This window comes from Limnobacter sp. 130, assembly GCF_902506325.1.
Taxonomy (GTDB): domain Bacteria; phylum Pseudomonadota; class Gammaproteobacteria; order Burkholderiales; family Burkholderiaceae_B; genus Limnobacter.
In genome coordinates this window covers 490,971-515,444 of the sequence record NZ_LR732330.1, presented here as the reverse complement: position 1 = coordinate 515,444, position 24,474 = coordinate 490,971, and the positions used below count along the sequence as shown (strand labels likewise).

At 51.7% G+C, this 24,474-nt stretch carries 24 protein-coding genes; 10 read left to right on the top strand and 14 right to left on the bottom strand.

Annotation, left to right across the window (positions count from 1 at the left end):
• Positions 1-121: 121 nt before the first annotated feature.
• Together FRIGORI9N_RS11440 and FRIGORI9N_RS11435 are read right to left on the bottom strand one after the other, a co-directional pair.
• Entirely contained in the window at positions 122-2,311 is a 2,190-nt protein-coding gene (locus FRIGORI9N_RS11440) for a TRAP transporter permease (protein ID WP_159571013.1), read from the bottom strand.
• A gap of 106 nt (positions 2,312-2,417) precedes the next feature.
• Positions 2,418-3,398, bottom strand: a complete 981-nt coding sequence (locus FRIGORI9N_RS11435) for a TAXI family TRAP transporter solute-binding subunit (RefSeq protein ID WP_159571010.1) — start codon at positions 3,396-3,398, stop codon at positions 2,418-2,420.
• A gap of 256 nt (positions 3,399-3,654) precedes the next feature.
• Here FRIGORI9N_RS11435 and FRIGORI9N_RS11430 point away from each other — a divergent pair, with 256 nt between their 5' ends.
• The gene (locus FRIGORI9N_RS11430) at positions 3,655-5,256 is read left to right on the top strand and encodes a peptide chain release factor 3 (RefSeq protein WP_159571007.1); all 1,602 of its coding nucleotides are present in this window, start codon (positions 3,655-3,657) and stop codon (positions 5,254-5,256) included.
• Between the two features lie 65 nt (positions 5,257-5,321).
• A complete protein-coding gene (locus FRIGORI9N_RS11425) occupies positions 5,322-5,666 on the top strand; it encodes a helix-turn-helix transcriptional regulator (protein WP_159571004.1) in 345 nt (114 codons plus the stop codon).
• Positions 5,667-5,713: 47 nt separating this feature from the next.
• Here the strand turns inward: FRIGORI9N_RS11425 and FRIGORI9N_RS11420 are convergent, their stop codons facing one another.
• The 4 genes from FRIGORI9N_RS11420 to FRIGORI9N_RS11405 all read right to left on the bottom strand — a co-directional run bounded on the left by FRIGORI9N_RS11420 (position 5,714) and on the right by FRIGORI9N_RS11405 (position 8,584).
• Positions 5,714-5,968: an acyl-CoA-binding protein gene (locus tag FRIGORI9N_RS11420; RefSeq protein ID WP_159571001.1), complete on the bottom strand. Its 255-nt coding sequence runs from the start codon at positions 5,966-5,968 to the stop codon at positions 5,714-5,716.
• Positions 5,969-5,986: 18 nt separating this feature from the next.
• On the bottom strand, positions 5,987-6,655 hold the full coding sequence (locus tag FRIGORI9N_RS11415; RefSeq protein WP_138518378.1) for a TetR/AcrR family transcriptional regulator: 669 nt from the start codon (positions 6,653-6,655) through the stop codon (positions 5,987-5,989).
• Positions 6,656-6,809: 154 nt separating this feature from the next.
• The gene (locus FRIGORI9N_RS11410) at positions 6,810-8,063 is read right to left on the bottom strand and encodes a patatin family protein (protein WP_159570998.1); all 1,254 of its coding nucleotides are present in this window, start codon (positions 8,061-8,063) and stop codon (positions 6,810-6,812) included.
• 71 nt (positions 8,064-8,134) lie between these two features.
• Complete coding sequence (locus FRIGORI9N_RS11405) at positions 8,135-8,584, bottom strand: phasin family protein (protein WP_159570995.1); 450 nt, start codon at positions 8,582-8,584, stop codon at positions 8,135-8,137.
• A gap of 245 nt (positions 8,585-8,829) precedes the next feature.
• Between FRIGORI9N_RS11405 and FRIGORI9N_RS11400 the strand changes: the two genes are divergently transcribed.
• Positions 8,830-10,815, top strand: coding sequence for an SDR family oxidoreductase (locus FRIGORI9N_RS11400; RefSeq protein WP_159570993.1), 1,986 nt, complete (start codon positions 8,830-8,832; stop codon positions 10,813-10,815).
• Here FRIGORI9N_RS11400 and FRIGORI9N_RS11395 read toward each other — a convergent pair.
• The 4 genes from FRIGORI9N_RS11395 to FRIGORI9N_RS11380 are packed head-to-tail and all read right to left on the bottom strand — an operon-like array spanning position 10,812 to position 15,477.
• Positions 10,812-11,822, bottom strand: coding sequence for a triacylglycerol lipase (locus FRIGORI9N_RS11395; protein WP_159570991.1), 1,011 nt, complete (start codon positions 11,820-11,822; stop codon positions 10,812-10,814). The genes FRIGORI9N_RS11400 and FRIGORI9N_RS11395 overlap by 4 nt on opposite strands.
• A 5-nt stretch (positions 11,823-11,827) precedes the next feature.
• Entirely contained in the window at positions 11,828-13,471 is a 1,644-nt protein-coding gene (locus FRIGORI9N_RS11390) for a GMC family oxidoreductase (RefSeq protein ID WP_159570989.1), read from the bottom strand.
• 24 nt (positions 13,472-13,495) lie between these two features.
• On the bottom strand, positions 13,496-14,011 hold the full coding sequence (locus FRIGORI9N_RS11385; protein WP_159570987.1) for a hypothetical protein: 516 nt from the start codon (positions 14,009-14,011) through the stop codon (positions 13,496-13,498).
• A gap of 11 nt (positions 14,012-14,022) precedes the next feature.
• Positions 14,023-15,477: a coniferyl aldehyde dehydrogenase gene (locus tag FRIGORI9N_RS11380; RefSeq protein ID WP_159570984.1), complete on the bottom strand. Its 1,455-nt coding sequence runs from the start codon at positions 15,475-15,477 to the stop codon at positions 14,023-14,025.
• A gap of 122 nt (positions 15,478-15,599) precedes the next feature.
• On the opposite strand from FRIGORI9N_RS11380, the gene FRIGORI9N_RS11375 reads away from it, so the two are divergent.
• The 7 genes from FRIGORI9N_RS11375 (at position 15,600) to FRIGORI9N_RS11345 (ending at position 21,329) form a co-directional block, all read left to right on the top strand.
• A complete protein-coding gene (locus tag FRIGORI9N_RS11375) occupies positions 15,600-16,313 on the top strand; it encodes a hypothetical protein (protein WP_159570979.1) in 714 nt (237 codons plus the stop codon).
• A gap of 132 nt (positions 16,314-16,445) precedes the next feature.
• Entirely contained in the window at positions 16,446-18,137 is a 1,692-nt protein-coding gene (locus FRIGORI9N_RS11370; RefSeq protein ID WP_159570974.1) for an AMP-binding protein, read from the top strand.
• Between the two features lie 138 nt (positions 18,138-18,275).
• Positions 18,276-18,680 (top strand): 30S ribosomal protein S6, encoded by a 405-nt coding sequence (gene rpsF, locus FRIGORI9N_RS11365; protein WP_138518387.1) that lies wholly within the window; start codon positions 18,276-18,278, stop codon positions 18,678-18,680.
• Positions 18,681-18,706: 26 nt separating this feature from the next.
• Entirely contained in the window at positions 18,707-19,057 is a 351-nt protein-coding gene (gene priB, locus FRIGORI9N_RS11360) for a primosomal replication protein N (RefSeq protein WP_159570969.1), read from the top strand.
• Positions 19,058-19,082: 25 nt separating this feature from the next.
• Positions 19,083-19,352 carry a 30S ribosomal protein S18 gene (gene rpsR / locus FRIGORI9N_RS11355; RefSeq protein WP_008249877.1) on the top strand — a complete coding sequence of 90 codons (270 nt, stop codon included), beginning with the start codon at positions 19,083-19,085 and terminating at the stop codon, positions 19,350-19,352.
• Between the two features lie 18 nt (positions 19,353-19,370).
• Entirely contained in the window at positions 19,371-19,823 is a 453-nt protein-coding gene (gene rplI, locus FRIGORI9N_RS11350) for a 50S ribosomal protein L9 (RefSeq protein WP_159570964.1), read from the top strand.
• Positions 19,824-19,943: 120 nt separating this feature from the next.
• Complete coding sequence (locus FRIGORI9N_RS11345) at positions 19,944-21,329, top strand: replicative DNA helicase (protein ID WP_159570960.1); 1,386 nt, start codon at positions 19,944-19,946, stop codon at positions 21,327-21,329.
• 62 nt (positions 21,330-21,391) lie between these two features.
• Here FRIGORI9N_RS11345 and FRIGORI9N_RS11340 read toward each other — a convergent pair whose 3' ends face one another.
• The 4 genes from FRIGORI9N_RS11340 to FRIGORI9N_RS11325 form a co-directional block, all read right to left on the bottom strand.
• Complete coding sequence (locus FRIGORI9N_RS11340; RefSeq protein WP_159570957.1) at positions 21,392-23,047, bottom strand: PhoH family protein; 1,656 nt, start codon at positions 23,045-23,047, stop codon at positions 21,392-21,394.
• A gap of 67 nt (positions 23,048-23,114) precedes the next feature.
• On the bottom strand, positions 23,115-23,585 hold the full coding sequence (locus tag FRIGORI9N_RS11335; protein ID WP_159570954.1) for a peroxiredoxin: 471 nt from the start codon (positions 23,583-23,585) through the stop codon (positions 23,115-23,117).
• 81 nt (positions 23,586-23,666) lie between these two features.
• A complete protein-coding gene (locus FRIGORI9N_RS11330) occupies positions 23,667-24,020 on the bottom strand; it encodes an SMR family transporter (RefSeq protein ID WP_236550878.1) in 354 nt (117 codons plus the stop codon).
• A 14-nt stretch (positions 24,021-24,034) separates the two neighbouring features.
• The gene (locus FRIGORI9N_RS11325) at positions 24,035-24,412 is read right to left on the bottom strand and encodes an Mth938-like domain-containing protein (RefSeq protein ID WP_159570948.1); all 378 of its coding nucleotides are present in this window, start codon (positions 24,410-24,412) and stop codon (positions 24,035-24,037) included.
• Positions 24,413-24,474: the final 62 nt, after the last annotated feature.

The following is a 24,474-nucleotide window of genomic DNA, read 5'->3' as shown; positions in this document are numbered from 1 at the left end:
GTAGCGGGTAGTCAAATTTCGTGACACTTCGCACTATAGGGAAATCGCTTTAGCAATGAAAGGGTTTGAACCTGAGGCTCTACACTAAAAAAGAGTGTAGGTGCCTCAGGGTGTTACGTTTTTAATCCATTCCGCGAGTTTGAACCATGGGTTCTGGCGCGGGTTTTCCTTTAAAGAATTTATTAAGAATGATGGCAACGATAGCCAGTACAGCACCGCCAATGTCGGTGTACAAACCACCTTCGATCATGCAAAGCGCTGCGACAAGCAAAATGCCCCGTACTACCCAGTTCGAGTGTGCGCCCCAGAACCAGCCTTGGATGGCGGAAGCCAGGAAAAACACGCCGATACACGCCGTGACAAAGGCACGCAAAATCACAAACCATTCACCTTCCATGAGCAACGCCGCATTGTAGAAGAACATGAAAGGCACGATAAAGGCCGTCAAACCGATTTTAAATGACGTGAACGAAGTTGCCATGGGGTTTGCGCCTGAAATGCCGGCGGCTGCATACGAGGCCAGCGCCACAGGTGGCGTGATTGCCGAGATTACTGCAAAGTAGAACACGAAGAAGTGGGCCACCAGTGGCTGAATTCCCAGTTGAATCAGGCCAGGCGCAACCACCGAAGCAGCCACTGCATAGGCTGCCGTGGTTGGCATTCCCATGCCCAGCAAGATTGCAATACACATGGCAAAGAACAGGGCGATCAGTTGCGAGTTTTCAGCAATGTCCAGAAGAATGGAGGAGAACCTGGCGCCCACACCCGTCAAGGCGATCACACCCACGATAATGCCTGCACAGGCACACACTGTGATGATCTGAATCGACATGACCCCCGCAAGATCGAAGGCTTTGAAAATACTTTTTGGACCCATCTTAAAGGGCGTGAGCCAGCTAACTACAGCAGCAGCAGCCGTGGCCAATGTGCCGGCCCTGATCACTGAATAGCCCATGAACAAAGCAACGATCAGGATGATGATGGGAATAAACAGGTAGACCTGTTTCACCATTTTGGAGAATTGAGGCAGTTCGTCGGACCGCATGCCACGCATGCCCAGTTTGGCTGCTTCAAAGTCAACCATCAGGTAAGTCGAGAGGAAGTACAACACGGCCGGGATCACTGCCGCGATCGCGATTTCCGAGTAGGGAATGCCCGTGATTTCCGCCATGATGAAGGCACCAGCGCCCATGATGGGCGGCATGATTTGCCCGCCAGTAGAGGCTGCGGCTTCAATGGCGCCAGCAGTTTTTCCGTTGTAGCCTACTTTTTTCATGAGTGGAATGGTCAGCGAACCCGTGGCCACTACGTTGCCGGCGCTCGTGCCGTTGATCATGCCCATCAGGCCAGACGCGAAAACTGCCACTTTGGCAGGGCCTCCACGGGCTCTTCCTGCGGCAGCAAATGCAAAATTGACAAAGTAGTCGCCCACTTTGGAAGCCTGCAGAAACGCAGCGAACACAATGAACAAAATAATGTAGGTGGAAGACACTGCCGTGGTTGCACCCAACACTCCCGCATCGGTGTAGATGTAGGAAAAGAAGCGGCTGAAATCAAAGCCGTCGTGTGTCAAAAAGCCGGGCAGGTAAGGCCCAACGAATGAATAGAGCACGAAAATAACTGAAATGATCACCAAGGCGCTTCCGGCCACGCGACGCGTCAGTTCCAGAATCAGGGCAAGACCTACCATGGCTGCCCAGGCATTGCCGGGTGAGGCGAAAGGCGTGCCCGCACGCATGCGCAGCGCAGTGCCGTCCAGGTGCACCATCAAATAGGCTGTGCTCGCTATTGTTGCCAGAACCAGCGTTGCATCCAGCCAGTTGAAGCGATGGCCTTCCGGGCGTAGAAACCATGAGGCCACGATAGCACCCAGCCCTGCGATGGCCAGGGGAATGCCAAACTGGTTCACTTCCATCTCGGGTGCGATCATTTCACCATTGGCAATGATCTGGTTCATGTCGAACACAATGTAAAGCGAGTAAAGGGCGGGTAAGGCTAGTAATACAGCCAAGGCCTTGATCAGCATTTGATTGCCACGTTGCGGCTGGTCAATGTTCGCAGATGAATAGGCGATGAAACCAATAATCAGCGCGCCTGAAACGTGCAGAATGCGAAAAGCCCAGGTTTCCACCGGCGCGATGTTAAGGGTAAACACATGCCAAAACGCATAAGCCGCAGAAATGATCGAGACAAACAGCGCTGTTTTTTGCACAAATTTGCGTTGATTGCTTGCCATTGGTTCGTCATCGACGCCTTGCGCGATGAGGTGTTCCTCTTCGGCATGGCTGGATATGCTGGTGGATTTGGACATGATTTGACCGATTCAAAAAAAATTGAGAATTGAGGTTTAAGAAAAGCGCTGAACTCTTGAGTTGAGTTCAGCGCTTCCCGATTCAGCCGTCAAGGCTGTTTGCTTTTTATTTCAACTTAAGATTCGCTGGAATCTTGATGCCTTTTTCTTCGTAATACTTCACGGCACCGGGGTGGAATGGGATGAATGTGTTCTTGTCCCAGTTCTCGGCCAATGTGGTGCGGGCACCTTTGTGGATGGTCAACATTTTCTCGTTGTTGTCCAGCACCGCCTTTGTCGCTTCGTATACAAAGCTTTCTGGCAGGTCGCAGTTGGCAATGGCGTAGTTCCACATGGATACCGCACGTGCATCTTTCTTCAAGGTTTTGTAAGTGCTGGCCTTGATCGGGAATGCCGACACGGGGTAGGTGTCCATGATCTTTTTCTGTTCAGCTTCTGTAAATTCCAGAATATTGATCTCGGTCTGCACCTCAAGCTGGGTCACGGCAGGAATGGGTACACCGGCTGCAAATGCCACCACATCGATCAGGCCATCTTGCAATTGCCCGCCCAAATCGCTCCAGCCACCGTTGCGGCGTTCAAATTTCACGCCCAGGGTTTCCAGCATTTTCGGGAAGTAGGTGTCAGAGGTAGAACCTGCAGGGCCAAAACCGATTTTGGAGCCAGGTGGAATCTCCTTAATGGATTTGATTCCACTGGAGGACAGCACGGTGACCGAGAACGGGGTTTGGTACATGGGGAACATGGCGCATACCTTGTTCATCTTCAGGCCGGGGGCCAGGGGGCTTTTGCCGTCCAGTGCCTCGCGCGCTGGGCCCATGGTGGTCATGCCAAAGGCAAGTTTACCTGTGTGTACCAAAGCGAGGTTTTGAGTGGGGCCGCCAGTAACTTCCGCGCCGCCGGTAATGCCCACAGTTTCTGCAACCAGGTTTGCCCAGCCAGCGCCATATGCGTAATACGTACCGCCCTGAGAAGCTGTACCTACGGTAAAGCTTTTGGGCCATTTGGATTTGTCTGCGTAAGCTGCACCCATGGCCAACGCGGCCAGGCTGATTGCAACGGCGGATTTTGCCAGAATTGCTTTCATTGGTATCCCCTATGATTTGATGAAACTGTGCCCATTGGGTATTGGGCTTTGTGATTATTATCGTTCTTTAATTGAACGAATCGAGTGTGCAAATACACTTGGCTAATGTCTTATTTATACACAAAATGAGCAATACGGGATGTCCGCAACAGGGTTTTTATCAGGTTGGTCGTTTATGTATCGATATGACAATTAAAGAGGGTGAATTTAAGCCACCGGGCGTGTAAAATCACCGCTTTTGAGCCAAAGGGCTGCTGTGTCGATTGAATCTGAAGTCAAGCGTCGCCGAACGTTTGCAATTATTTCCCACCCCGATGCCGGTAAAACCACCCTGACCGAGAAGCTCTTGCTGTTCGCGGGCGCCATTCAAATCGCTGGAAGTGTTAAGGCTCGCAAGGCGAGTCGCCATGCCACGTCGGACTGGATGGAAATTGAAAAGCAGCGTGGTATTTCTGTGGCCAGTTCGGTGATGCAGATGGAATACCGCGACCAAGTGATTAATTTGCTCGATACCCCGGGCCACCAGGATTTTTCTGAAGACACTTATCGGGTGTTGACTGCCGTAGACGCGGCCTTGATGGTAATTGACGCCGCCAACGGTGTAGAGCCGCAAACCTTGCGTTTGATCGAGGTGTGCCGTGCGCGTAACACGCCAATTATTACATTCGTCAATAAAATGGACCGCGAGGTGCGTGACCCCCTTGAGCTGATGGACGAGATCGAAAGCACGCTGGGTATTCCTTGCGTGCCTTTTGCCTGGCCTGTGGGGCAGGGCAAGTTGTTCCACGGTATTTTCGACATTCGCAAAAACCACATGCGGGTATTTACGCCCGGTGCAGATCGCCGTCGGGAAGACGACGAAGTGGTCGATGGCAACAATCGCGAGTTACTCAGAAGTCGCTTTGGCAACGAGTTCAAACAGGCCGAGCAGGAAATTGAACTGGTTACGGGCGCTGCCCCCAGTTTTGATGAAAAAACATTTCTTGCCGGTAAGCAAACGCCCATGTTTTTTGGCTCTGCGGTGAACAATTTTGGTGTTCAGGAAGTGCTGGACGCTTTGGTGGACGTTGCGCCACACCCCGGCCCGCGCAAAGCGATTGAGCGTGAAGTGGCGCCTACCGAGAACAAATTCAGCGGCGTGGTGTTCAAGATTCAAGCCAATATGGACCCTTCCCACCGGGATCGCATTGCTTTTGTTCGCGTGCTGTCAGGGCGTTTTGAGCATGGCATGAAATTCAAGGTGTTGCGCACAGGCAAGGATTTCCGTCCCACCAGTGTGGTGACCTTTCTTTCTCAGCGCCGCGATCGGGTTGATGAAGCTTATGCGGGCGACATCATCGGTTTGACCACCCACGGTGGTTTGCAATTGGGCGATTCTTTGAGTGAAGGCGAAGGTTTGCAATTCACGGGTTTGCCGTTTTTTGCACCGGAGCTGTTCGCATCCGTCGAATTGAAAGACCCCATGCGAAGCAAGCAGCTACAGAAAGGTTTAATGGAACTGGGGCAGGAGGGCGCCATTCAGGTGTTCAAGCCCCTGTTGGGGTCGGAAATGTTGTTGGGTGCAATCGGGCAGTTGCAGTTTGAAGTGGTTCAAGCCCGTTTGAAAGGTGAGTATGGTGTGGAAGTTCGCCTGGCGCCAAGCCGTTACAGTTGCGCACGTTGGGTAACCAGCAAAAACGCCAATGACTTGCGCCGGTTTATGGATGCCAATGTGGGTCGCATTGTGACCGATGCTGCCGACACACACGCTTTTTTGGCGACATCGAGATTTGATCTTGATGTGATGCAAAAGCGTTGGGAAACCATTGAGTTTCATCCCATGCGCGAACATGCAGGGCTTTTGTTGGCCAATCACTGACCCGCCACCCCCGTGTGAAAACGGGGGTACAATCATTTCAACATAAAAAATACATCGGTCATGCTATGAGTGAACTGGATTCCCTGCTGGAACAAGTGTCAGGCTACTTTGCTGTGTTGTCTGAACCCACGCGTTTGAAAATTATCCACGCCCTGTGCAACGGGGAAAAATCAGTAAACGACATCGTGGAAGAGGTTGATTCAACCCAGTCGAATATTTCTCGTCATTTGAACTTGATGTACCGTGCAGGCGTGTTACAGCGCCGCAAAGAAGGCACCTTGGTGCTATACCAGGTAAAGGAGCCGACAGTGGTGGAGCTTTGCCGAACCGTGTGTGTGCATGTGGCGGCCAAGCTAGACGCCGTGCCTGTCGACTCCAGGCAGCTGCCTGATTTTTTCAAGCAGCCATAAAAAAACCGGCCATTGGCCGGTTTTTTTTATGAATTCAGTGCCTTGATTTATTTCAGCGACTCAATCAGATCAATGTAATTCTGCATGGCTTGATCGTTGCTGGTGCCTTCCAGGCCCTTCCACGCGTCAAACTTTGCGCGGCCAACAATGTCGGTGAACCCTGGGCGTTTTCCGGTGTTGTCACCTTCGGTTGATTGCTTGAACAAAGCATAAATCTTCAACAGGGTCTGATTGTCGGGGCGTGACGGCAGTGATTTTGATTCGGCCACTGCCTTTTCGAAACGGGCTTTCAAGTCGCTCATAAGTTCTCCTAAGTCTTGTTATGTGTTTTCTTCAGTAATAAAAGATTGGGCAAGGCTTTCGAACAGTTCTTTGGCATTGCCTTGTAAATAGGGTGCGAGCAGGCACATGACCTGATACACACCGTTGGCCAGCGCAGCACTCATGGTGGCTTCATCGTTGAAGTGGCGCGGGTCCCTGACGTATTCGAATGACAGCCAGTAAGTGGCTACAACCACCATGTTGGTGGCCAAGGCATTGATTTGTGGCTGGGATGCCATCATGTCACCCGATTCCACCAAGCCTTGACACAAGCGGCGTGCCACATCAACTTTGTGTTTCAGAATGCGTTTGAAATGGATTTCGAGTGTGCGGTTGCGCGACAACAGATCGTTCAAGTCGCGGTACAGGAATCGATAGCGCCAAATCAGCTCAAATGACACCTGAAGGTAAAGCCAGGCATCTTCGATATTGGCTTGGCGGTTGCCGGGTACGTCGAGCAGACCATCAATTTCTTTCTCGAAACTGGCAAAAATACTGTTGACGATGTCGTCTTTGTTTCGGAAGTGATAATACAAATTACCGGGGCTGATGTTCATTTCATCAGCGATCACGGTAGTTGTAATATTGGGCTCCCCGAATTCATTGAATAGCCGAAGCGATAAATCAAGAATTCGTTCTCTTGTTCTTCTTGGAGGCTTGCGTTCCATGTTCTGGTCGTCTCCTGTCTGGCCAAAGTCCTGATCAAGCTTAAGACTTCATGCAGCAAGTCTGTTATTGGTATTTTGAATACTATTAGTCTACGTTGTTTTATCAAGTATTTGGGGCCTCACTGCCCTTGTTACTTGTGAGTAATGGCGTTCTTCACGCAGCATTTCTTGTTTTTGCAATACGTATGTAACGATCAAGCTCGTTGAGCGAGTCTTCAAGTTGATCAAATTTGGACACCATGGATCCAGTACGTGCTGGTCTTTTGCTGGTTTTGTTGGCCAGCTGCATGGTGGGATCTTTCAGAACTTCCAGATTCAGTTCAAGACCATGTCGCGAAAACTTCTCTGCCAAATCGTAACGGCGTGCCCACAATTCTTCGCGCGTGCGTTGGTAGGCATGCTCACACAAACGTCGGCGGCTTGCGTAGCTGAAAGGGTTGGTGAAGAAAAATTCGCCATCGCCATGTTGGGGTTCAAACAGCACAATGTCAGCATTGGGATAAAGGTGCGCGTAGCGCTCCATGCCAATGTCCATGCGTGAATGAATAATTGATCTAAACGTTTGCGAGAGCACCAGCGGCAATCCGCCTTCGTATAAACGCGATCCGGGCTGAAATGCTTTGCCCTTGGCCCTGCGCCGATGGTTTTTGGGGTTTAACCGGTCATCGTACGGTACCAAGGGGTTCAGGCAAATCAGTAACTCCACACCTTCTTTTAAGGCTGTGGAGGCATGCAGGGTTTTTTTCAACGCCCCATCTACATAGTGCCGATTGGCAATGCGCGTGGGCGGAAACAAGCCGGGCAGGGATGCAGAGGCTTGCACAGCTTTTGATATGGGAACGTCATCAAACCCGGGCATTCCGAAGGGGATGGAGTCGCCTGAATCCAGGTCGGTCGCCACCAAAATAAGCCGGTTGCGCAAACTGCGGAAATCGTTGGTACCACCGCCTTTGGCGATCAGGTCCGCCATCCATTCGTGCAATTCGTCGCCATTGAACAAGCCAGTGGGTATTGCTGCGCCCAAGCGTTCAATGCAGCTGACCCAAGTGGCGTCATCGCGCAGGAAATAGTCTGAAATGGCAGTGCCCAGAAGGCTGGGTACCTTTCTAAGGCGCATCCAGTACTCTTTCCAGGCCGGACGCAACAAAATCGACGGATCAAAGGCAAACTCTTCGGGTTCGCCTTCAATGAACAGCTTGTAGATTTGGTGTGGAGTCAGATCGTGCGCCAACCCGGTGGCAACAATTCCGCCAGCAGATACACCCACATAGACACTCATGTCGTTCAGATCGAGTCCATCGATGGCCTCTGAAAGCGCGACCAATGCACCAATTTCATAAATGGCGCCCAAGGGGCCGCCACCTGCCAAGGCCAACCCGATTTTCGGGCCAGATTCGTGATTGTTCATGCGGGTTGTGTGCTCCAGCCCAAAGCGTTTGTTGACAAGGCCGTCGTTGGCCCGGTCAACAATTGATTCAATTACTCAGCAGATTTTTTGGCACGCGTGGTGCTGGTGCGCTTTGCAGTGCCTGCTTTGGTTTCTGCTTTTTTGCCTGTCAATTCGGCAATGGCAGCAGACAATTGATCAATACGTTCAGACAATTGTTGAACGTCTTTGTTGGTAGGAACACCCAAGCGACCCAAGGCGCGGGCTACGCGTTCCTCGAATACTTGTTCAAGCTTGTCCCAGTGTTGGGTGGCTTTGCTGGATACTGAGCCTGCCAGCTTGCTGACCTTGCCGGTTACTTCAACTACTTTTTGATCTGCAAATTTCACGGTTCGCTCCTGAATATCATGGCCTTCCTTGACCAGGTTTTCCAAAACACGGTTGCTTTCTTCTTGCGCTTTGGTAATGGCGCCCACACCTGCGGTCCACAATTGTTGTGCGCTATCGACTGCACCTTTGATGGGCTTTTTCTTACCGGCCATGTTGTCTCTCCTTGTGATGGCAAAGTGACCCGTCGCGGGTCGCTGCCTTTTTTGATTATTGTAGTAGTTTATCGAGGCCACACTAGAGAAGGCACACTAAACCCTACCTCGTGTTTTCCCGTAAGCAGGGTGCTGACAAAACACCCGCACAGCCCGCATGGAGTTTGAGAATTTCGGGCGGGCAGTTATAGTAAGCCTTCCTGAGACGTATCTTCCATAAAAAACCCCGCGCGGAGAAGACATACATGAATTATTTTGTGACCGGAGCCACGGGCTTCATCGGTAAACGATTGGTGAAACGCTTGGTTGAGCAAAAGCGCAAAGGCACCATTTACTTTTTGATTCGCGAATCGAGTCTGGACAAAGTGCCCGAACTCCAAAAGTATTGGGGTGCCAAGAAAGGGCAGTGCGTGCCTGTGGTTGGTGACTTGACCAAACCAAAGTTGGGTTTGAAAGCCACTGAAATCAAGGAGCTAAACAAGAATATTGCCCACTTTTTTCACCTGGCTGCCATTTATGATTTGGCTGCGGATGCCGAAAGCCAGCAAGAAACCAATATCAAAGGCACCGAAAACGCGGTGGATTTGGCCAATGCAATTGGAGCCGGCTGCTTTCAGCTGACTTCCTCGATTGCGGCTGCTGGCTTGTACGAAGGCGTGTTCCGTGAGGACATGTTCGAAGAGGCCGAGAACCTGGATCACCCTTATTTCAGCACCAAACACGATTCAGAAGAAATTGTGCGCAAGAAAGTAAAAGGCGCATGGCGTGTGTACCGGCCGGGCTTTGTGGTGGGTGATTCGAAAACTGGCGAGATGGACAAAATTGACGGACCCTATTACCTGTTCAAGTTGATCCAGAAAATGCGCAAGCTACTGCCTTCCTGGGTGCCTACGATCGGTATCGAAGGCGGTCGAATCAATATTGTGCCTGTGGATTTTGTGGTCAATGCCATGGATCACATTGCGCACCAGCCTGATCTGGACGGTAAGGCATTCCACCTTGTTGACCCCAGCCCCAATCGAATTGGCGATGTACTGAACATTTTTGCGCGTGCTGCACATGCACCGAAAATGGAAATGCGCATTAATGCGGCCATGTTCGGTTTTGTACCTGGTGCAGTGAAGAAGGGGCTGATGAGCCTGACCCCAGTGCGCCGAATTCGCAATGCCTTGCTGAAAGATTTGGCCCTGCCCGAAGAGGTGTTTGGTTACATTAACTGGCCAACCCGATACGACTGTCGCCAAACTTTGGCTGCACTGGACGGCAGTGGCATTGAGTGCCCGCGTCTTGAAGACTACGCTTGGGCCATTTGGGATTACTGGGAACGTCACCTGGATCCCGATTTGTTCATCGACCGCAGCCTGACAGGCCAGGTGAAAGACAAGGTGGTGCTTATTACTGGTGGTTCATCCGGTATTGGTTTGGCTGCTGCGCAAAAATTTGCGGCAGCGGGTGCAATTACCATTATTTGTGGCCGCGATGAAGAAAAGCTGGCTGAGGCCAAGGCCTTGATCAAATCAGAAGGCAACACGCTGCACACTTATTCTGTCGACATTGCGGACATGCAGGATTGCGACCGATTCGTTGCGCAATTGCTGTCTGATTTCGGCCATGTCGATGTGTTGGTGAACAACGCGGGTCGTTCAATTCGCCGGGGTATTGAAAACAGCTTTGACCGTTTCCATGACCTGGAGCGAACCATGCAGCTGAATTACTTTGGTGCCTTGCGTGTTACCTACGGTTTGTTGCCAAAAATGATGGAAAAGCGCAAAGGCCATGTGGTGAATATTTCTTCAATTGGTGTGTTGACCAACGCGCCTCGCTTCTCTGCCTATGTGGCTTCCAAAGGGGCGCTGGATGCATGGACGCGTTGTGCAGCTTCTGAATTTGCGGATTTGAACATTACTTTCACCACCATCAACATGCCGCTGGTGCGCACACCCATGATCGCGCCCACCAAGCTGTACAACAATGTGCCCACGCTGAGTCCTGAGCAGGCAGCTGATTTGATTGCGCAAGCGGTCATTCACAAGCCGGTTCGAATTGCAACGCGCCTGGGTGTGTTGGGTCAGGTAATGCATGCGCTGATACCGAAGCCTGCGCAAATTTTGATGAATACCTCGTTCCGCATGTTCCCGGATTCGGAATCTGCGGCGAAGGGCAAGAAGGGTGGTGGGCCATCTGCAGAGCAGGTTGCCTTCTCAACCCTGATGCAAGGTATCCACTTCTAAGCCCTGTTTTCTGCCAACGGATAGGCCTGAGCATCTTCTGCAAGCCAGTTGAGAATCAGGTCTTCCGTGGTGGAATCTGTCACCAAAGCCACGTGCCCGCATCCGGGCACGGCGATGTTTTTTCCAAACTCCAGTTTGCTGGAAACCGGTGGACACACCATGTTGTCTTGTGGGCTCCACAGCGACCAGATCTTGTTCTGAAATTCTCGGTCTGTCGGGTGTTCCCGCAGCGTATTCAAGAAAAAACTTCCCCAGGCCATTTGCTTCACATTCTTGCCAATACCGAAGGTAGACAAGGCTGTGCCGTAATGCGGACTGCCAATTGTAATCATACCGGCAATGCGATGGTGCCCGTACTCGGTGGCGTGGTAGCGCACAGCGACTCCGCCCATGCTGTGTGCAATTATTTTGACTTGGGGGGCGCCTGTCGCCACCAATAATTCATCAATCGCCTCGTGAATCGTGTCGGAGTAGCTGCGAATCGAGCCAATCGTAGGTTCAAGCGTAATTGCGTGTGTAGTCACGTCGGCTCGTTCAAGCAGGGTTCGGGTTCCAGCCCAAACCGCCGAGTTGCACAAATAGCCATGCACCAATAGCACAGGTAGAGGTTTTTTCCTGCGCCAAGCCTTGCCAGCCAATTGAATACCGTCGGGATTCGGGGCCCAGGGTTGTAACAGGGTGATCAGTTTTAGCGAAGCGATACTTTCTACCAACACGGCCTTGATCCAGCGAGCAAGACCAAGCCGGTGAAATCCTTCCCCTTCGGTGCTGTGAAAGTGAAGCCCCTTGTCGCGGACTTGCGGAATTTGACGCACGCTGTAAGAAAGGGCGAAGCCCGAGATGTTAAAGCCCACATGTGCGGCAAACAATACGCCGACTACCAGGGCCATGGCGGCCACTGCAGCGTTGTCGGCCCGAATACCGAGCCAATGGTGAAGTGCCCAGTAAAGGCTGAACATGACTGAAATGTAGCCAATCCAGTACAGCCTGTTCAGGTAGCGAACCATGGTACTTAAGCCAGCGCCGTGGCTGCTTGGCCAGTCAACTCGGCCACCAGTTGCTGGCTGAGTTTATTGGTGAGGCCATAGATGGACAACTGCGGGTTTGCGCCGATGCTGGTGGGGAACAGCGAGCCGTCGTGAATGGACAGGTTTTCGATTTGCCAGTGACGGCCATCCGGCCGGGTAACCCCAAGCTTTTCTTCGCCAGCCATGGCGCAGCCGCCCATCACGTGTGCTGAAACCACCTTCATGCTAAGGGGCTTCATGTCGAGTTGATTGATTTGTTTCAATGCATCGTCAATGTTGTTGGCCGGTGTGGCGAATTCATGCACGGGCAGGGTAGATTTCGCACCTGCAGCGTGTTGCAATTCGGCCATGGCTATCAATGCACGGCGCGCAGCATCCCAAATTGCGGGGGTTAATTTGTAGTCCAGCACAGGGCTGCCATCGCCGTTCAAACGCACCTGTCCACCCACGCTGCCTGAATTGAAACCATCGCGCAGCAAGGCCAGTTGCATGTGCGTTTTCGAGAAATTCTTCATGATGTCTGCATGCTTTTTTGCAAAGCCAGGCAGAGTCGAAGCAAAAATAACCGGGTGCAGGGGCGGTGCTTCCAGCTTGAAGCCCACAGGCCCGTCGATCGGGTCGGTGTGCAGGTAGTGGTCGCTGTAGATGGTCTGGGGGGCACCTGCATCTGCGCGCACTTCCTGCTCCATCATGGCGGCGGAAATCACAACGGGGTGCAAAAAGGTACGCTCGCCCAAGCGGTCATAAGGGTCGCTCGCATTCGAGCGCAACAGCACAGCGGGGCTATTGATGGACCCACCGGCCAGCACAAAATGCTTGGCTGAGACTTCAACTTCCTTGCCGGAAGGCAAGACGCCGTCTGCGTTCATGACCTGACAGCGCAGTGTGCGAATACGGCCTTGCGCAATTTTGAATGAGTGTGCACGAAGCGAAGCCACCAGTTCGGCACCATGCTGCAGGGCGGTCGGAATTGTGGACACGAGCATGGACTGTTTGGCGTTGGTGGGGCAGCCCATGCCGCAGTAGCCCAGGTTCCAGCAGTCTTTCACGTTGCGGCGTATCGCGCCCCATGAAATGCCCTTTGCTTCAGCGCCTCGGCGCAAAATATCGTTGTTCTCATTGGGTGGCACCAACCAGTCAGCAATGTTCAAACGGCGTTCAGCCTGTTCAAACCAAGGTGCCATGGCCTCTACGGTCATGTCCTTCAAGGCGAACTGGTTTTGCCAAAATGCGAGTGTGTCAGCTGGGGTTCTGAAGCTGGAGGTCCAGTTCACTGTAGTAGACCCGCCCACCGCGCGGCCTTGCAAAATATTGATTGCCTTGTCAGCAGTTTTGCGAGCAGCACTTTCTTGGTACAACGTGGGGTAGGCCTCAGATTCCAGCATCTTGAAATCTTTCGAGGTTTTAAGTGGCCCTTCCTCGATCAGCAGAACCTTCAAGCCAGCCTTGGCGCATATTTCAGCAGTAATGCCACCACCCGCGCCCGTGCCAATGATCACCACGTCGGCAGTCATTTGTTTGGGCATTTCACGGCTGTGGGCTTCGTAGGCATTCCAGCCACTGGCAATGCCGGCTGTGAAAAGGTCTGGCACCAATGTGCTCATGGGCTTGATTTCTTGTTCAGTCATTGGTCTTCAGGGTGGTAATACGTGTCAGGAAAGCTTGAATGGAGGGCCAGGATAGCCCATGTCAGCCCATTGCTCAGGAAGGCCGTACCAGCCAGCCATCATCAGATCGTGTAGCGCGTGATAGCCAGGCTGCAGTGCCGGAATTGGATGGTCCCGAAAAGCGAACAGAAACGCTTGCACTTGCGCTGGCGTGGCATCTTCCCAGCTGTTGTCCAAATCTGCAATCAGTCTTCTTCCCACCGGGTTTTCGAGAATGTTCAGTAATTGGCCCAGTTCAGCCTGTGCGCTGGCTGCCAACATTTTGCTGGCGTTCACAAATGTGTTCACTGCCGTTTCAATTGCTTCAGCGCGGCCGGTAGCCGGTAAGGCGGAGTCGAGCAAGCCTGTTGCAATTGCCCTTAGCATGGGCAGGTGCTGCGGCTGTACTACCGATTGGCCCGCCACAATTTCAACCTGGGCAAAGTGCTTGCCCAACCAGCCCAAGCCGCCTGCCATTAAAAGGCCGGCGGCACTAAGCTTGAAAAATTTACGTCTGTTCATGGGGTGGCGGTTTATACCTTGCGGGTCAGCAGTTTGGTCATGAAGGCGAACATTTTGTTGTCATACGGGGGGGACAACATTTCCATGACGTGGAAACGGCTTTGTTTGAAAATGGGTTTCAGTTTGGTCATGGTGTCAAAACCAAATTTGCCATGGTAGTGACCCATGCCCGAGTCGCCCACGCCACCAAATGGCAGGTTTTCCTGCGCAATGTGGAACAGTGTTTCGTTCAGGCACACGCCACCGGCAATGGTTTGTTTCATGACCATGTCTTGGGTTTTTGATTCGTCGTCAAACAAATACAAGGCCAGTGGGCGAGGGCGGTCGTTGATGTAATCAATCGCTTCATCCAGGCGTTTGTATGTGATCACTGGCAACACTGGACCAAAAATTTCTTCTTGCATCAGCATGGAATCGGGCTTGGCATTGAACACCAGAGTCATCGGGATTTTGCGGCCAGGGCTGTCGGCAGTTTTCATGAGTGACACTACGCGCGCACCTTGTTCCTCAGCTTCGTCAATCAGGCGTTGCAGGCGCGTGGCGTGGCGGTCAGAAATAATGCCAGTGAAGTCTTTGGACAGAATGCCGTCCGGGAAGCGACGGTCAATAATTGCTTTGGCGTGTTGGATCAGCTGTTCTTCACAACCTTCCGGAACCATCAAGTAGTCGGGTGCAATACAGGTTTGCCCGGCATTGATTGACTTGCCAGACAAGGTACGGGCAATCGCATTGTCAAAGCGGCCAGGATTGGCTGCGGTGGGCGCAGTAATAATCACAGGGCTTTTGCCGCCCAACTCCAGGGTAACGGGCACCAGGTTTTCACTGGCGGCTTTCATCACCATTTTACCCACAGGCGTTGAACCGGTGAACAGCAGGTGATCGAAAGGAAGGTGTGAAAACTCCGCTGCCACCTCTGGACCACCGTTGATGACTTGCACAACTTCTCGACCCAGTGCTTTGGCCAATAACTCATCGAGCAAAGCGCTGAAGCGTGGGGTGTACTCACTCATTTTGATAAATACACGGTTGCCTGCAGCCAGTGCGGCAATCATGGGACCGATTGACAAAAACAGGGGGTAATTCCAGGGCACGATCACGCCCACAACGCCGAGCGGTTGGGGCATCAGGCAAGTGCTCGCAGGCTTGAACCAAATGCTGGCGCCTTGATTGCGTGGTTTCATCCAACTCTTGCCGTGCTTGATCGCGTGGCGAATACCTTCAAGGGAGGGAAATACCTCGGCCAGAAGCGTGTCGTTTTTCGAGCGATAGCCAAAGTCTTCAGAAATGGCGTCTGCAATTCGAAGCTTGTTGTCATAAATCATGTCGCTTAACGCCATCAACCAGGCTTTGCGCTGGTTCCATTCCGGGTAGGGATTGATGCGGTAAGCTTGCTTTAACGATTCCAAAGTTGCTTTTAGTTCTGCTGCTGTCAATTCTTGGCCGTGTGCTTTGGATGGGGCATTCATTGTTGTCTCACTCTCCGGTTTAACATTAACGGATGTAAACATAAATTTTGACTATTTTCCATGTCTGATTTGTGCTGCTATGCAGCAAACAGCATGGAGCTTTATGACGCAATTGCAATTCAATGGCCATGATCGATATTCACAGTTCTCCCTTGGAATTACAGAAAGCCATCACAGCCCTTCGACAAGGACAGGGGCGTTCAGTTGAATTTCTGAATTTAAAGAAAGAAATAAAAGTATTTCAAAACAGTCGATTAGAGGGAACATATAAGGATTTGCTTGCAGATGATGGCATGCGTGCTGCGTGCCGTTTTTTCCTCGATCAGCTGTACTGCACACATGATGTCAGCATGCGAGACCACCAGGTGGAAAGAGTGTTGCCCAAACTGGAAAAATTATTGCCCGCAGGCGCAGTCGATACCGTGCGAAAAGTGATTTACATGGACTATTTGGCGGAATTTCTGGATGATGAAATAACCCTATTTATCAGTAATAAAGAGTTTTTTTCTGATAATTCACTTAAAGAAATGCTGTACATAAACGCCTTTCGGGAACAAGGGCAGTTTGAATTGCGCGAGCGGCAAATTCTGCTGGTTCGGGAAGTGGGCGAATCCTTGCGCAAATTGATGCGTCTGCCTTTTTTGAGACCTTTGATGAAGATGACGCGTGGTGCAGCGCAAAAGGCCAATTTAGAGGATTTCCACAATTTTTTAAGCCAGGGCCTGGATGCGTTTGCCTCTCTTGAGAAGCCAACCCTTTTTTTCCAACTGATTCAAGAACGTGAGATGTCCATACTAGAAGGGATTCGACAAGGTACCTTGTCGAAATTTCCTTGATTGCGGCTTCGGGGCAGGTACACATCACAATCGTAGTGCATTAGAATCCATGCTCTTTGATATTCCGGTATCGTTTTCCATCAATACAAAACAGTTGCGAAGCACGGCAGTGCCTACAAGAAGGAGACATTTGTGACAGATAAAGCCTGGGCTCAGAGCTACCCACCGGGTGTACCCACGTCGGTTGATTTGGATCAGTACCCCTCCATTCGGGATATTTTTGAGGACGCCAGTCGCAAGTTCGCTGACAAAACTGCTTTCAGCAACATGGGTACAGCGCTCACCTATGAGCGTCTCGATTCTCTGACTCGTGACTTTGGGGCTTACCTTCAAAGCCTGCCCGGCATGAAGAAAGGCGACCGCGTTGCCTTCATGATGCCCAATTTATTGCAATACCCCGTGGCGATGCTGGGCGCTATTCGCGCTGGCTTTGTGGCGGTAAACGTAAACCCGCTGTACACACCCACCGAATTGGAGCACCAGTTGCGCGATTCTGGTGCCAAGGTGATCGTGGTGTTTGAGAACGTGGCCCACACCCTTGAAAAAGTCATTAAAAACACCCCAGTTGAGCACATCGTGCTGGCCTCAATGGGCGAAATGCACGGCTTTTTCAAACGTTTGTTGCTGAATTTTGTAGTGCGATATGTGAAGAAGCTGGTGCCAGCATTCAATATTGCCGGCGCCATTACCTTCAAAAAAGCCTTGACCCATGGTCGCAACAATGAGCTGCGCAAAGTCAATATCACTCACGACGACCTGGCCTTTCTTCAATACACCGGGGGCACCACGGGTGTGGCCAAAGGTGCCATGCTGACTCACGGCAATATTGTGGCCAACTTGCAGCAGGCATCAGCCTGGTTGAATCAGGACATTGAGGAAGGCAAGGAGATCGCCATTACCGCGCTGCCGATGTACCACATCTTCTGCCTGACCGCGAACATACTGGTATTCATCAAAGTCGGTGGGCATTGCCTATTGATTACTGATCCGCGCAACATGAAGACATTTGTTAAAACCTTGTCGGCTGTGCCATTCACCGCATTGACGGGTGTAAATACTTTGTTTAATGGGCTGCTGAATACGCCCGGGTTTGAGCAGGTTGATTTTTCACATGTGAAGTTGGTGCTGGGCGGGGGTGCGGCCATTGAGCCCGCTGTGGCCGATCGCTGGAAGAAAGTGACTGGTACCCGCCTGTCGGAAGCCTATGGCTTGACCGAGGCATCACCCGCCGTGTGTATTAACCCGCTGCATGAGGAATACAACGGCTCGATCGGCCTGCCTGTTCCTTCCACCGAGGTAACCATTCGCGACGATGATTTCAATGAATTGCCTGTTGGGCAAGAGGGCGAATTGTGCGTAAAAGGCCCGCAGGTTATGCGCGGCTACTGGAACAAGCCACGCGAGACTGCCGAGATTTTGACGCAGGACGGCTGGTTGAAAACCGGCGACATCGCCTACATGGATCAAAGCGGTTATTTTTATATCACCGATCGCAAAAAGGACATGATCCTTGTGTCGGGTTTTAACGTGTACCCCAAGGAAATTGAAGCGGTCGCCACGTTGCTCACTGGTATTTTCGAGGCGGCAGCTGTGGGCGTGCCCGACGGAAAGACAGGCGAGGCCGTGAAGCTTTTTGTGGTCAAAAAGGATGCTGATTTGACCGCCGAGGCGGTGATTGAGCATTGTCGCAAGCACATGACCGCTTATAAAATTCCCCGTCACGTGGAATTCATGAAGGAATTGCCCAAGAGTCCGGTGGGCAAGGTGTTGCGCAGGGAGCTTCGCGACATGGAAAAGAAGCGCTTGCAAGACCAAACGGCCTGATTTTCCAGGTTTTAGTGGGCAATGGATCAACTTCGTTGCCTGTTTTCTGAAAACCCACTATAATTTCTGGTTACCTGCTGCTGCACCACGGGGGTGTGGCAGCTTTTCCAATTGTGGAAAATCCATAGGAGTTAATCAATGCGTCACTATGAAATTGCTTTCATCGTGCATCCCGACCAAAGCGAGCAAGTGCCTGCCATGGTTGAGAAGTATCGTGGAACCATCGAAGCCAACGGCGGTAAAGTACACCGCCACGAAGATTGGGGTCGCCGCCAATTGGCTTACCCAATCCAGAAACTGGCCAAAGCACACTATGTGTTGTTGAACATCGAATGCAGCCAGGAAGTTCTGGAAGAACTGGAAACTGCGTTTAAATTCAACGACGCCGTACTGCGTCACTTGACCGTGAAGATGAAAAAAGCTGAAACAGCTCCTTCTCCAATGATGAAGGAAGTTCAGCGTGAGCAAGAGCGTAAAGCCGCTTCTGCCACAGCGTCTTCAAGCGACGACAGTTCCGATTCAGACGAGGGTGATGACGAGTAATTTCGTCTTCGCAAAACACTGAATCAATGAATCAGGAGGAAGCAGCGGAAAATTCAAACAAGTTTGGGGAAGAAGGAAATGCTGGCGTTAACCAGTTCACCTTGACCGCCACGTTGGTTGCAAAATCAATATTGCGATATACCCCGGCAGGTTTGCCCATTTGCGAATTTGAGCTTGAACACGAAGGTGAACAGCTTGAAGCCAGCAAGCCAAGAATGGTGAAGTGCACAGTTTCAGCGGTCGCGCTGGGTGTGGCAGCCAACCAAATCAGCGGCCTTGAAGTGGGAAGCCTGAAAAACTGGTCCGGATTTATAGCGCTTCGTTCGCACAAATCAAAAAGTCTTCGATTCCATGTTTGCGCAGTGCGCGAATGTTGAAGACTTGAAATAGTTGGAGAATATTATGGCTTTTGGTCGTAAAAATGATCGCAAGGGACGTCGTCCACAACAGAACCCTTTGTTCAAGCGCAAGAAGTTTTGCCGCTTCACAGTGGGCAAGGTAGAGCAAATCGATTACAAAGACATCGACACGCTCAAGGATTTCATCAGCGAAAACGGCAAGATCATGCCCGCTCGTATCACTGGTACCAAGGCGAATTATCAGCGCCAGTTGGACACAGCGATCAAGCGCGCACGTTTCCTGGCTTTGCTGCCTTACACCGACAACCACTAAGCAGTACGGGAGAACACCATGCAAGTAATTCTTCTTGAAAAAATGCCCAATTTGGGTCAACTGGGTGACGTGGTTCGCGTAAAAGACGGCTACGCACGTAACTTCTTGATTCCTTATGGCAAAGCCAAGCGCGCCACTGAGTCAGCAATTGCTGAGTTCCAGGCACGTCGTGCTGAACTGGAAAAAGCAGCCGCTGAAAAGCTGACCGCAGCCCAAGCCTTGGGTGCAAGGTTGACTGCAGCAACTGTTCAGTTGAGCGAAAAAGCTGCCGTGGACGGTCGTTTGTTTGGTTCTGTAACCAACAACGACATTGCCGCCGCTTTGAACGCGACTGGCTTGAAAGTTGAGAAATCCCAGGTGCGCATGCCCAACGGCGCACTGAAAATTGCTGGCGAGCACACAGTAACTGTAGCCCTGCACCCCGACGTGGTTGTAGACGTGAAAGTTGTAGTGGCTGGCGAAGCAGCTTAAGTACCCGCGGGTTTTACGGCGAATAAGATCAAAGGCATTGACCACATTCGGTTATACTTTTGATCTGCCTGAACCCCACAAAAAGGTCACCTCAGGGTGGCCTTTTTCTATTGCGAAACTATGTCCGAGAATCGATTTACAGAACAAGAAATGACGGGCCTGCGTGTTCCGCCTCACTCGCTTGAATCAGAGCAATCGGTGGTGGGGGGTCTGCTGCTTGATAACCAGGCTTGGGATAAAATCGGCGATGTTATTCGTGCCGATGACTTCTACCGCTACGATCATCGCGTTATTTTCGAACACATCGCCAAGCTGATCGACGGTTCGAAACCTGCCGACGTCATCACCGTGTATGAATCATTGCAGTCCTCGGGCAAGGCCGAAGACGTAGGCGGTTTGGCTTACCTGAACACGCTGGCCACCAACACGCCGTCTGCAGCCAATATTCGCCGCTACGCGGAAATTGTGCGCGATCGGGCAGTGCTGCGGCGCTTGATCACCATTAGCGACGACATTGCCACCACGGCCTTGAATCCGCAAGGCAAAGACACCAAAACCATTCTGGACGAAGCTGAAAGCAAGATTTTTAAAATTGCAGAAGACGGCGCCCGTGGTGCAGGTGGCTTTCAAGACTTGCAACCAGTACTCAGCAAAGTGGTGGAGCGTATTGACGAGCTTTACCACCGCGACAGCACCAGTGACATTACCGGTATTTCTACCGGCTTCGTTGATCTGGATGGGAAAACCTCGGGGTTGCAGCCCGGTGATTTGATTATCGTGGCTGGTCGGCCCTCAATGGGCAAGACAGCATTCAGCCTGAACATTGGCGAACACGTGGCCGTGGAAGAGGGGCATGCAGTGGCTGTGTTCTCCATGGAAATGGGCGCAACCCAATTGGCCATGCGTTTGCTGGGTTCTGTGGGGCGTTTGGACCAACACCGCTTGAGAACCGGGCGATTGACCGATGAAGACTGGCCGCGCCTGACTTATGCGGTCGAGAAAATGCAGAATGCGCAGCTGTTCATTGATGAAACGCCTGCCTTGTCTTCAATGGAAGTGCGTGCCCGTTGCCGCCGCTTGGCGCGCCAATGTGGCCAGCTCGGATTGGTGGTGATTGACTACATTCAATTGATGGGTGCGTCCTCGCCGGGAGAAAACCGGGCCACCGAAATTTCTGAAATTTCCCGTTCGTTGAAAGGTTTGGCGAAAGAATTGAACTGCCCTGTAATTGCACTTTCGCAGTTGAACCGTTCGCTGGAACAGCGACCAAATAAGCGCCCAGTGATGAGCGACCTGCGTGAATCGGGGGCGATTGAGCAAGATGCCGACGTGATTCTGTTCATTTACCGTGACGAGGTTTACAACCCGGATTCGCCCGACAAAGGCACCGCCGAGATTATTATCGGCAAGCAGCGTAACGGACCGATTGGCACGGTGCGGGTGACCTTCCTTGGTATGTACACCAAGTTTGAGAATTACGCAGGGATGCAGCCGGAAGGGGAATAAGCGGGGTATTGCTCGTGCTGCCTTGATGAGGGCATGCAATTGCTCACATGCCCATCAACGAATCAAAGGTTATCCGACGCAAAATCAGCCAGCCTTGAACGCTCGCCACGCTGTAGCGTAATGTGCCCCGCATGCGGCCAGCCTTTGAATCGATCCACCACATACGTCAGGCCAGAAGAGCCTTCAGTCAAATAAGGCGTGTCAATTTGCGCCAGGTTACCCAAACAAATTACCTTCGTACCAGGGCCTGCCCGGGTAATCAGGGTTTTCATTTGCTTGGGTGACAGGTTTTGCGCTTCATCAATAATCAAAAACTTGTTGATAAACGTGCGGCCCCGCATGAAGTTCATTGACTTGATTCGAATTTTTGTACGAATCAAATCGGTGGTGGCCGAGCGGCCCCAATCACCACTGCTTGGGTCGGGCTTGTTCAGCACTTCCAGGTTGTCTTCAAATGCGCCCATCCAGGGAGCCATTTTTTCTTCTTCAGTACCTGGCAAGAAGCCGATGTCTTCACCCACAGGCACGGTGGCACGGGTCACAATAATTTCCGAGTACTGTTTGCTTTCAAGTACCTGCGACAAACCTGCAGCAAGAGCCAACAATGTTTTACCCGTACCGGCCTGACCCAGCAGCGTCACGAAATCGCATTCAGGGTTCATGAGCAAATTCAAAGCGAAGTTTTGTTCGCGATTGCGTGCGGTAATGCCCCAAACGCTGTTCTTGTTGTGGCTGAAATCGCGCAGTGTTTTCAGTACTGCGGTGCGGCCACTCACTTCGAGTACTTGGGCGATCAATGGAATGCCGGTTTCGCAATACACGAACTGGTTCACCATCATGTCTTTCACTGCAGGGCCGCTGATGCGGTAGAAGGTGCTGCCACCTTGCTGCCAACTTTCAATGCCTTTGCTGTTCTTTTCCCAAAAATCGGATGGCAATTCCATGATGCCGGAATACAGCAAATCACGGTCTTCCAGCACCTGATCATTGAAGTAGTCTTCGGCCAGCAAGCCCAGGGCACGCGCCTTGATTCGCATATTGATGTCTTTGGACACCAATGCGACTTCACGATCTGGGTGGTGTTTGCTCAATGCAAATACCACACCCAGAATTTGATTGTCAGCCTTGCCCACTGGCAATGTTTTGGGTAATTCGGCAGCCAATTCTGTGGTTTGAACAAGCAAACGCCCCATGGCATCCACATTGCCCAATCGGTTCAGCGCGACTCCTTTTTCGATGTCCTCGATGTTCTCCATCAATGCATCGAGTGCCCGGCTAACCTGTCGGGCGTGACGTGCCACCTCCGACATGCCTTTCTTGTGGTTATCCAGTTCTTCAAGCGTAATCAATGGCAAGAACACATCATGTTCTTCAAACCGGAATAGTGATGTGGGGTCGTGCATCAACACGTTGGTGTCGAGCACAAAAATTTTCTTGCCAGTGTGGGTGACCTGTCGCTTGGTTTTCGTAATCGCAGTGCCTGCAGATTTTCGCGTTTTCCCAGAGGCAGCGGCTGGAATGTTTCGAGTGCGGTTTGTTTCCGGGGCTTTGGCCGTGACAGTGTTGTCGGCAGCCAGGGTCAGGGGCGCTTTGCCCGTTGCCACGGTGTTGTCGGAAACGTCAATTTTCTTGGCCGGCTTCTTGGGTTTGGGCGCCGTGATTGGAGGAATTTCGTTCAGTGTGGTTGCGGGTTTGCTGGGTTCTTTGGGCAGAGGCATTGTCAACGATCTGAAGTAGGAAGCTCATAAATCGCGCGGGGTCGTCAATCCCGCGCCCGTGAGGATATTAGTCCCCAATTGTGTGTACAAAGTCAAGCACAGCTTGCGCATGGCCTGGCACCTTCAAGCCGCGCCATTCCTGCACAAGAACACCTTTCTTGTTGATTACAAAGGTACTTCTTTCCACGCCACGCACTTGTTTGCCGTACATGTTTTTCATTTTCATCACGTCGAAAATTGTGCACACTTTTTCGTCGGGATCAGAAATCAACTCAAATGGCATGTCCAGTTTGGCTTTGAAGTTTTCATGCGACTTCAGTGAGTCGCGAGAAACACCAAACACAAGGCAGTCTGCCTTCAAGAATTCGGGGTGTAGATCGCGAAAATTCTCGCCTTCGGTTGTGCAGCCGGGTGTGCTGTCTTTGGGGTAGAAATAAATGACCAGGTTTTTGCCAGCACAAGCTGACAGGGTAAAATCGGCGCCGCCTGTGCAAGCTGCTGAAAAATCAGGCACTTTGCTGTTGACTTCAAGAGACACGGTACTGCTCCCCACGGTGTTGTGATTGCATGTCGATGGCTCAGTATAACCACAGCTTTTGGCAGCAAATTGCCGCAAGTGTCAGGAACGCGCCAAAAGCGCCACACCGAGTACGATCACCCCAATGGCCACCCAGCGCTGCAGGCTCACGGGTTCATTCAAAAAGTACTGTGCCGCAAAAGCGTTGATCACATAACCAATGGCCAGCATGGGGTAAGCCAGGGTTACGTCGACCCGTGACAGCGCCATCAGCCAAATGAGCAGCGAAAATCCATAACAGAATAGTCCCAGAATCATGGGCCACTGCAAGAACAAAGCAGACATGGCACCCAGGCTGAGCGCGCTGGAGACTTCGATCACCCCCACTTTATTGGTCGCCATTTTCAGGAGAAACTGGGCCAGCGCATTCAGTACCACGCCGGAAAGTACTAGCATTGCAGCGTAGCTTGTCATAGCAGAATCGCGGCAATTACTTGCCGGCCTTCACCAATTAAAATGTTGTAAGTGCGGCATGCGGCCTGGCTGTCCATGTATTCCACCGGGCAGCGTTTGTTGGCGAAAAACTTGCGTATGTCCATGCCCGGAAAAACCTGTTTGGGACCTGTGCCAATCAGCAGCACTTCCATGCTGTCGGGGCATTGGCTGTAAAGCCATTCGCAGTGTGCCAACGTTAGCGGGCCTGAACCCGTGTTCTCCCAGATACGGGGTGCGAAATCGGTGCCAAACACCACACTTTCAGTTTGAAGCCTGCCGCTGATCACGACACCTTCCTCGTCATACCGCTGAACGACGAATTGATTGTCGAGCGATTCAGGTTGAAATTTCATTCGAAAGATGCTCCAGGATGGGGCCAAAGCCTAGCAGGCAAGGGCCTAAACGGTTAAATTAT